Below are 8,195 nucleotides of genomic sequence, written 5' to 3' on the forward strand. Positions count from 1 at the left end.
AGCTGATCTTTTTTGTCCGAACAGCGTTCGGATTAATTTTACAATCTACCATTTGTCTTTAAGACAGAAATGTATACTTTTGAATATTAGTTATTAAAAAAATCCCCCACGCCGAAACGCAGGGGATTAGCAAATTCAATATTTAATTATACTACTTTTCGCCTGCTTGTGAGGCGGATTCTGACGTCGTTTCGGCATCTGATTGCGCATTGCTATCCAAATTAGCCGCTAGCGATGACGCTAAAGTGGCTGCTGAACTAGCCGTGGCCGTGTCACCAACTGCCGCCGCACTAGCTGCTTGACTATACGCCGCCACTACTGCCTGTGATGCTTGGGCTTCAGCTTGACTAGCCGCTGCTGAGTTAGCTGCTTCAATCTTAGCTTGAGCTTCTGCCAAAGCTTCCACGACTGTTTGTTCCGTATAAGCTAACGTGCTCGACTTGGTCTTGATCGTATTGCCGGTATCTTCCAAAATAGAATTATCCGTAATTGCCCCGACAAAAGCTAGGATTGCCCCCACGGCGGTAATCACTAACACAACTGCATTAGCGTCAATCTTAACACCAAAGAAGACCGTTGCGACAGCTAGGCCAATAATCAACACGGACCCGATAATCTGGGCCCAATAAGCGGGCTTCTTGTAGTTAGCTTTGAGTGTTGCCTGAATTACATTTAAAAATTTTGTCATTATTTTCCCTCCTAAAGGAACTTTTCAGCGATATAAATAACTAACGTGACAAGCACGCCACTAACCAAGACACCGATCAACCAATTTTGAATGGTTGTAACGCGGTCAATTTGATGACTGGCTTCAATGGACTTGGCCAGTGCCTTGTCAGCTTTGCTATCAATAGCGTCAACTTGATTCAATTTTTCTTCAATACTCTCAACTTTCGTTTTGGTGGCGGCCACATCCTTTTGAATATCCATTAATAGCTTGGTTGTATCGTCGTATTGTGCCATTAGTAGGTCACCCGTTTCCCATAGGCCTGCCCGTTATTGACACCCAACTTGATAAAGCCATAGTAACCATTAGAACGGGCGTAGCGTGCCCAGACATAATCATGTTCAATAATAACCGCGTTGTAAGTCACACTCTCGCCCTTGTAATAGGTAGCCACTTGACTAACTTTGTCGCTATCCGTGTATCGTACAGCTAGTGTCCGATTAGGATAAAACACCCCGCGTTGGTTGTATTTAACGACCTTAAAGGTGGCCTTCTTAGCTGCCTGAGCCTTCTTAACGTTGGTTTGAGCTTGTTTCTTGCTAGCAGTCGTGTAGCCTGATTTAGTGATCCCTGTTAAATCGACATTGCCGTCTAATCCGCCTGCTTTATACATGCTAGTGAATTGGAAGATAGCCACGCCGTCCATGCTAGGGAACCAGTTATAATCAGGACTAGTTCTAACCAGATAGTCTGGATATTCGGCTAACCACAGGCAAGTACCATAGGCTTTAACAATGGCCGACACATTAACATGGGCATTTAGATAGGCCTTGTAACCGTACAGCATAGGGGTATATCCAGCCGCTTTAATGAGGGCCATTTGAGCTAGAATGACATTAGTGTTAGCTGTCACACTATTAGAAGCACCATCTTCATAGTCTAGCGCTACAATGCTGCCCTTGGGCGTCTTAACACGTGGCAAGTAATAGGCCATCATTGCCTTAGCATTGGTCATATCGCCACCAACACCGTCCCATAAATAGGTGTGCACTCGTTTACCAGCCTGTTGAGCTGATTTAACTTGGCTAGCATAAGTGGTTTGAGGGATATTAGTCCCGCCATAAAAGCCACCCGCCTGTGATAGCACGAACTTATCAGTGTTGTAGCCGAATGTCCCACTATTACCGTTATACTTAGACCAATCAACCCCCTGTTCACGGCTAGTTGAAGCCTGACTGGTAACATTGGCCGTTAAAAAGGCCATAAAAATGGCGCCCACCATTAAGATGAGTGCCTTTAACTTGTGTTTATTCAATTGTCTACCTCCTATTCAAGACTACTATTAACTTGGAACTGTAACGTTGACTCACTAGGGTAAATTGACGTCCCGGTACTATCAACCACCCATACTTCCAACTGATAATTACCTGCTGTCAAACCAGTCATTAAATCCGCTGTTAAGGCTAGCACAATTTGACCAGTTGTGGGGTCGGTTAAACTAGTTGGGTCAACTGTGGACGATTTAAGATAGCCACTAGTATTGCCTAATTTAACAGTAATTGAGGTGGCACTAGTTAAATCCGTTGCCACATTATCATTGCCACAAATTAACGTAAAGCTAGTGGTGGTATCACCAATTTTAACCGTCTGTGGTGAAGTATCGGTAAAACTAAGCGTTTTTGCCATCTTTAGGCGCCTCCTTTTCAGCCAACTTGGCATTAAGCTGGTCAATTTGAACTTGAGCCATCGCTAATTGCTGGTCTTTAAGGGCAATTTCTTGGGCATAGTTACTTGTCAGCTTGTTAATCAAAGCCTGTGCATCAATATTCATAATTTAAGCCTCCTTTGTGGTCGTTGTCGTAGTTGTGGTAACTGGTTTTAAAGCGTTCAGGCTGTCAATCAGCGTGTTTAACACCTTCAATTTAACGTTATCAACACCACCGACAATGGCAGTGTTAAAGTCGTCCATGGTGATACTAACCTGTGAGCTAATTGCCAACGTGTTAATTTGAATGCTAATCGTCATAATGTTATTCGTGTAATCCGGTTTATAATTCGTGATTAGAATACTATCCATTTACCTTTTCCTCCAATTTTCTTAATCTTGCTTCTAATTCCATGTTGTGACCATTTAACTGGTCAATTTGCTTTTGTTGTTCCTGCACAGTCGCTAAAGTGGCATTCAAGAGTACACTGTCATCCACCCCATTTAGCCTGCCATCTTCGTCACGGTTGATAAATACGTCTGGTAACCGCCACTGCTTAGTGTCATTCACATCATCAACGATTGAAGACAGCCTAATATGGCTGGTATTATCATCAGATTTATACTGGTAGGTTGCTAAGTCGATTGAGTTAACCAGCTGCGCCCAATAAGCTGTGTCAGCCTTTTGCACGTCCTTCTTAACACTCAATAGGGACGATTTAACTAAGCTAGTATAGTTAACGGCACCGGCATGGATGCCTGTGAGCCCACCAGTTGTCTTGCCAAACCAAAAGTCGCCACCATTACTTAGGGCAAAAGTTCCACCAGTTGACACAGTAACTGCGCCAACGTTTACCTGTCGTTTAAAATAAATCTCATTGATTCCAGCGGAATCAATGCCAAAATTAGCAGTTTGACTATTTTGGTCGTGGCCAATATACCAAGTTCCTTGGTCCCCGTTGGGATTGATATTACCATAGGGTGTAAAAATAATTCCTTTATCCGTAGTATCTGTAGATAGTCCGTTAAATTGAATTTGTTGTGAATCCCCTTGCAGGGCTAGTCCTGTGTTGGCATCTAAAATAGCATATCCAGTTCCTGTAATACCGGTTGCCGTAAAGTTAGGGTCTTGTGAGGTTGAACGGCCGGAAAATAACGCTAATTGACCATTCCCCAAGTTAATATCAGTTGACGGATACATACCAGAATACATACCACTTGAAAGTGGGGTCATACCACGTACCATAATGTCAACTGTACCGTCTTTTATGACAGTTCTTAGTGCTAAGGTATCTGTGTCAATTGTTTCAAACGACGTACTAGTAACTGAACCATCTGGTGAAAGCGTTAGCGGATAACCAGTGTTGCCATACTGATTTAACTGTGTGCCAGCATTGATAGTTTTACCATTTAGAGTCCCGGTGATATTAGCACTAGGGATTATTACAGGGTTACTTGTATCAAAATAGATAGTTTCACCAGACAGTGTTAATTGACCACTAGATGAAATTAATGTGTTACCCGCTTGTAGGTTAATCTGGTCAATCAGGCTATCTTTAGTAACTCTAAGGTTAATATCGTCAGACATTTGAGAAATCATAGAATCTTGACCACCGTATACGTAGGGTGTAGCCGTATTACCGAGTTCTAGTTTTAATTCGGTAAAGAATAACCCAGAAGAAGCACTATTATTAGACCCAATGTTGTCAACTCGAATATAACCTTCGTTATCATTAGCACCAGTCGTAAAAGTAACTGTATACTGGTCAATCTGTGATGGCGAAGTCACTAAGTTGTTAAAGAGCCCATGAACTGTGTCATAATCACTGGTGGAACCATAAGCCCTAGATAGCAAATAAACGTTTGCCCCGACAACGTTAGAAGACGCAAAAGCTTTAAATTGAAACGTGTAGGTTGTATTTGGCAATAATGGGAACCGATTTGAACCAGCGGCAGCAGTGCCATTTTGAGCTGTATTTAAATAAAGCAGTGCCCCGGTGCCGTTCTGATAGAAATTATGCGTAGTCACTAATAGTTTCCGGTCAGTTGCCCCCCAGTCCATTAACGTCCAACCAGTAAGTGGGATAGTAAAGTTGCTTGAATATGGAATTAAGTTGGCATTATTAGCATCTGATTTAGAAACCTTACTAGAAATCATATCATCTGTTTGTGTTTGATAAGTTTTGAAGTCACTAGACTCAACCTTGCTAGATATTGCTTCAGCAGTTGTCGCTTGATAGGCTGAGAAGTCACTATTAGCCACCTTTTGGGCTATCAAGTCAGCGGTAGTTGTTTGATAAGCTGAGAAAGCACTATTACTTACCATCTGTCCTATTTGACTAGCTGTCTGTTCTTTGTAACTAGCATAGTCTGAATTGGCAACCTTGGTAGCTAGTCCATTTTCTAGGTCAGCAATCGTCATAGTTGAACCATCTTTGAGGGTTGTCACTGCTTGACTGGTTACTTCACCATTATCTATTGCCGTAACTGCTTGGCTAAATGCGCTGTCAGCTGCGCTTTGAGCTTTAGCGGTAGCTGTTGACTGTACGGCTATCTCTGAATTGGCATAAGCGTAGGTGCTATCTGCGGCTGATTTAGCAGCATTAGCTGTAGACTGTGCAATTAAAGTGGCACTATTAGCATTTTCTGCCTGACTAGCCGCACTATCGGCAGTTATCTGTGCAGTTTGTCCAATTAGCGTTGACTGGGTTATATTTACTTCAGTCGTTCTACTTTTCGTCATCAGTTCACCTACTTTCAATCATTATCATTAGAATCATCATTTGTCCCACTATTAGCGGTCATTGGAGCCCGGGTCGTCATAGCAACTTGATAGAAGTATTCCGTTTTAGGGGTCGTGTTAATGCCAACCGTTGAGGTCAGAAAGTTCATTAGCACTTTAGAGCCATCAACTGTAGCAAACGCTAAACCTTCCGGTTCAATATAGCCACTTAACTCCAGCTTGTCCGTGAAATCATACAAGTAATTGAAGCACTCTCCCTCGTGAATGAGATTAATGGCATAAATCTGACAGGTGTCATTCTCGTTTTGATTACCCGATTGGAAATAGACGTAGGGGAAATCCAATAGTTGACCTTGATATATCTGGGTGTCAATGTCATAGCCATAGTCAGTTAACGCGATTTGATAAAGGACATTATCGACCCCATTGCGAACGTCACTTCCATTTAACACGTAGTAGTTCAAACTGTTGTCGGTTAGACCAAAGTAATCGTTAGTCGCGTCATAGTTAACCCGAATATAATGGTCGAAACTCAATAAATGGGTCACATCATCGGTGCCCAAGGTTTGACCAGCCGTATAAGGAATCTTAACGAGGTCATATCCAGCACTAGTCTTTAGTGGGGCAAAAATATAAATCGTGTTGTCTTCAATGGTGACCCCAAAGGACGTTCCATGACCGCCATTCGTGACACTCATCTTAGAGATGTATTTTAAACTAGCGTCTCGTAGCGTGTACGTGCAATCGGCTTGACTGACAATCCAACGGCCATCACTTAACTGTTCCGCGTGTTGCATGACTCGATTAACCCCATTATCGTAAGCATCAAATGAGCCGAATTTAGCCCAAGTAGTGTCATTAATGCTAATCTCGGGGTCGTCAGTGATATAATCCCCATCAATCTGACCACGAATACTACCTAAAGTACCAGCGGGAATCACATTTAAATAGCCCGTTTTTGAATAACTTGTGTCAACATTGCCATTGTCATCGGTTCGGCTCCAGTTAAATCCCAAGGAGTCAATGTAGGCGCTGATATTCTCGTTACCCTCATAAGCCGTTAAGATGAGCCGTTTGGAAGTTTCGCCAGTAGCAAAGTCTAAGCCATCTGGATGTAAGATAGTCGGTACAATTGTGCTAGCATCACTTTTAGCCTTAGAAACAGCATCATCAAGAGCACTGGTTAACCCCGATAGCCATGCTGGGGTAGCTACTTGAACGGTTGTATATTCGCCAAAGCCAACTGTATTACCATACGGATTAGCAAAGCTGATTGTCCGTTGAATAACGCGACCACTGGCGTCTAATACCGGTTTAATCAATTCATCTTTAAACCTAATTGTGGCTCCTAATGGCGGATTAAAGTCAGGTGTTACATTAACCTCGTAATACGTTCTAGGGTGATTGTATAATTCGAGCATCTCTTGAGCCCATGCTTTTAAACCGGCTGAGTTATTAATGCTGTTAGCCGTCACCACAGCTTCATAGTAAAGGCCAGCCTGCCAATCCGGGTTATATTGCTGGTTAGCATCATCATCAACGATATAAGGCTTGCCATCATTAACCGAGGCGATTGTGCTACCGTTAGCGCCGTAGGGAATCAATTTAGTCACGGGTGTTGATACCGTTGTCCGTTTAATGCTAGTCATATTCTTGCCAAATACCGCCTCGTTATAGACCACGTCAGTGTTCAGCTGGTCAGTAATGACACATACCTTTTCCGTGACGTTACCTTGGCTATCAATCTCAACATAAGGGTCAATCTCGACATCATACGTTTGAATGAGTGTCTGTAATAACGTGCTAGCTTTAGTCTTGCCATCAATGGTGATTGTTGGGGTCATCACATTAGTGGTTTGATAGTCCAGCGTCCAACCAGTGGCATTAAAACACTCGTTAAAGGCTGTCTGAATCGTGCTTGCACTGGCAGTAGTAGCGATAGGATAATGATGCGCTAAACTGTACAAGCATAGGTTGGTAAAGTTAGCCGTTGTGACGTGTTTAACAGCAGCGGTATTGTTCTCTTCCGCACTGTAAATGTACATAACATACCAATGGCCCGATAGCTCGTCATAATAGGCGAGATTGTTACCAGCCACCACTTTATCTGAATCAGGTTGACCTTGAAGTACGTCTAATGAACCTTGATGGTCGAACTTCTTAGACTGGGCATTTAGATTAATCGTCCCGGTGTAGCTGTCGGTTGTACCCACATTAACGTCATCATCATAGCTAGTACTAGTTGTGTCTGAATCAGCTAGTTGGACTTTAACGCTGTCGTTAGAAAATTTAGTGGACCCATCAACAGTCAGGGTACCAATCCGCTTTAAATTAGGGTCTAGAATTAAATACTGGTTATTTAAAGCCATCTGTTAACCTCCTTGTTTTAGTTATGTAAAAAGGCCACCCAATTGAGGGAAGCCTTTAAATGTTTCTATAGTAGTCTTGGAAGATACTTAAGAACGATGGTTGCATCATCTAAGTCCCCAGTCATCGTTAAGCTATTAACTCCCGGACTTAATTTAGGGTAATCTGTTGACCAGACAGGACTAACCAGCTTACCACCGATGGTTGTGCTTTCATCTTCACAATTTAAGACAATCTCTTGATTAGCACTGGCAATGTAAGTTGGTGTCGTTGATGGTACCGAGTTAGCCTGCCAGATATACAAGTTAGTGATTGACATAAAGGGGTTGGTATAAGCGACTTTCTCAATATCTTCTGTAATTGGCTTCTTTAACATGACACTACCAATACCACCGAGGGCCGTGTCGTACTTTTTACCCGTGTCTACGTAGGTGCCATGAACGATTAAATACTTGTTAGCGTCCGTATAAGGCTGTCCTGTAGAAGTGTTGTATTGGGTTATTGACCAAGTATAAGTCTGACCAATTTTAGTCATATCAAGCATTATCCACGCTGAACTTAACGCATCAGTCTCTTCTTTATTAACGATCGTAGTGTAGATTATTTTTGTCTTTTTAACCGATTTAGTTGTCGTTTTACCTGATTTACTTTTGCTGGTCTTTTGGTAGATTGCAAATTTAATCCGAATTTTTGGACAAATTGTTCAGCATAAC

8 protein-coding genes and 1 pseudogene are annotated in these 8,195 nt (G+C 42.4%); all 9 read right to left on the reverse strand.

The window, feature by feature from the left end; all coding sequences use genetic code 11:
* Positions 1-151 precede the first annotated feature (151 nt).
* The 9 genes and pseudogenes from DY78_RS13385 to DY78_RS13420 all read right to left on the reverse strand — a co-directional run bounded on the left by DY78_RS13385 (position 152) and on the right by DY78_RS13420 (position 8,017).
* Positions 152-688: a hypothetical protein gene (locus tag DY78_RS13385; protein WP_056993534.1), complete on the reverse strand. Its 537-nt coding sequence runs from the start codon at positions 686-688 to the stop codon at positions 152-154.
* Positions 689-699: 11 nt separating this feature from the next.
* Positions 700-963: a hemolysin XhlA family protein gene (locus tag DY78_RS13390; RefSeq protein WP_056993535.1), complete on the reverse strand. Its 264-nt coding sequence runs from the start codon at positions 961-963 to the stop codon at positions 700-702.
* A gap of 5 nt (positions 964-968) precedes the next feature.
* Positions 969-1,982, reverse strand: a pseudogene (locus DY78_RS13395) (GH25 family lysozyme); the annotation flags it as partial.
* A gap of 11 nt (positions 1,983-1,993) precedes the next feature.
* Positions 1,994-2,353, reverse strand: a complete 360-nt coding sequence (locus tag DY78_RS13400; RefSeq protein ID WP_024624051.1) for a hypothetical protein — start codon at positions 2,351-2,353, stop codon at positions 1,994-1,996.
* Positions 2,337-2,498: a hypothetical protein gene (locus tag DY78_RS16510; protein ID WP_169817100.1), complete on the reverse strand. Its 162-nt coding sequence runs from the start codon at positions 2,496-2,498 to the stop codon at positions 2,337-2,339. The genes DY78_RS13400 and DY78_RS16510 overlap by 17 nt, the downstream gene beginning before the upstream one ends.
* A 3-nt stretch (positions 2,499-2,501) precedes the next feature.
* Complete coding sequence (locus DY78_RS13405; RefSeq protein ID WP_024624050.1) at positions 2,502-2,744, reverse strand: hypothetical protein; 243 nt, start codon at positions 2,742-2,744, stop codon at positions 2,502-2,504.
* A complete protein-coding gene (locus DY78_RS13410) occupies positions 2,737-5,115 on the reverse strand; it encodes a carbohydrate binding domain-containing protein (RefSeq protein ID WP_056993536.1) in 2,379 nt (792 codons plus the stop codon). Before DY78_RS13410 ends, DY78_RS13405 begins: the two co-directional genes overlap by 8 nt.
* A gap of 14 nt (positions 5,116-5,129) precedes the next feature.
* Positions 5,130-7,484 (reverse strand): phage tail spike protein, encoded by a 2,355-nt coding sequence (locus tag DY78_RS13415; RefSeq protein ID WP_056993537.1) that lies wholly within the window; start codon positions 7,482-7,484, stop codon positions 5,130-5,132.
* A gap of 65 nt (positions 7,485-7,549) precedes the next feature.
* Positions 7,550-8,017, reverse strand: a complete 468-nt coding sequence (locus DY78_RS13420) for a hypothetical protein (RefSeq protein WP_156404135.1) — start codon at positions 8,015-8,017, stop codon at positions 7,550-7,552.
* Positions 8,018-8,195: the final 178 nt, after the last annotated feature.

It is taken from the genome of Lactiplantibacillus fabifermentans DSM 21115 (genome assembly GCF_000498955.2).
Classification (GTDB): domain Bacteria; phylum Bacillota; class Bacilli; order Lactobacillales; family Lactobacillaceae; genus Lactiplantibacillus; species Lactiplantibacillus fabifermentans.